1 protein-coding gene is annotated in these 1,174 nt (G+C 75.0%); it reads right to left on the reverse strand.

Translation table 11 applies throughout. The features are described 5' to 3' along the window. The coding region (locus tag DBR12_RS18100; protein ID WP_146185569.1) for an ABC transporter permease at positions 1 to 1,174 on the reverse strand (1,174 nt) is incomplete at both ends.

Below are 1,174 nucleotides of genomic sequence, written 5' to 3' on the forward strand. Positions count from 1 at the left end.
GACTGCACGCGTTCCACGCCGGGCAGCTGGGCCACGGCTTCGGCAAAACCGGCGGGCAGCAGCGCGGCCTCGGTGCCCGTGGTGCCGCTGGTGCTGAGGGCCGAGCGCACGTACAGCGGCGACGGCAGCACAGCGTCGAGCCACTGGGTGACCGAGCCGCGAAAGCTCGCCACCATCACCGTCAGCGCTACGGCCAGGCTGAGCGATGCGACCACGCCGCCCACGGCAATGGCGGCGCTGCCGCGCATGCGCCGTGCGCGCTCCAGCGCCAGCAGGGGCAGTGTGTGGCGCGCGGCCAGCGGCTGCAGCGCGGCCAGCAGCCGCGCCATGCCCCAGGGCAGCAGCGCAATGCCGCCCACCAGCAAGAGGCCGATGGCCACATACGCCGCCAGCGGCACGCCGCCCACGGGGGGCGCCAGGGCCAGCAGGGCGCCGCCCGCCAGCAGCACCAGGCCCACCGTGCCTTTGTCGGCCTGGCTGGCGGCGGTGCCCAGGCCCTTGAGCGTCTGGGCCGGGGGCAATTGCTGCGCGGCGCGTGCGGGCCACCAGCCGCCTGCAAGGGCTGCGGCCACGCCCAGCGCGCCGTACATCAGCGCGGCGGGGGCGCTCCATTGCAGCGCTGGCTGCACGCCTGCAAAGTAGCCGCCGCCCAGGTCGCCACCCAGCAGCTGCAAGGCGGTGGCTGCCAGGGCGGTGCCCAGGGCAATGCCCAGCACGCTGCCCAGCAGGCCCAGCGCGGCGGATTCGGCCAGCACCAGCAGCAGCCGCTGGCGCGGCGTGGCGCCCAGCACGGCCAGCAGCGCAAACTGCGGCCCGCGCTGCGCCACGCTGAGGGCTAGCACCGAGAACACCAAAAAGGCCCCGGTGAACAGCGCCACCAGCGCCAGCACCGTGAGGTTGACGCGGTACGCGCGCGAGAGGTTGCTGATGCGCTGGGCCGCATCGCCCGGCTGCGCCAACACGGCGTTGGCGGGCCAGCCGGGATCGGCGCGCAGCGTGCGCTGCCAGGCGGCGGCGTCGGTGCCGGGCTGCAGTTGCAGGTCGATGCGCGTGAGTGCGCCCTGGCGGCCAAACAGGTCTTGCGCGGCGCCAATGTCCATCACCGCCAGCGGGGCGCCACCGGCGGCCACGGTGCCTGCCACCTGCACCGGCACGCGCTGCTGCAGGCCGGTGA

Origin of the sequence: Acidovorax sp. HMWF029 (assembly GCF_003060895.1) — a bacterium.
Taxonomy (GTDB): Bacteria; Pseudomonadota; Gammaproteobacteria; order Burkholderiales; family Burkholderiaceae_C; genus Acidovorax.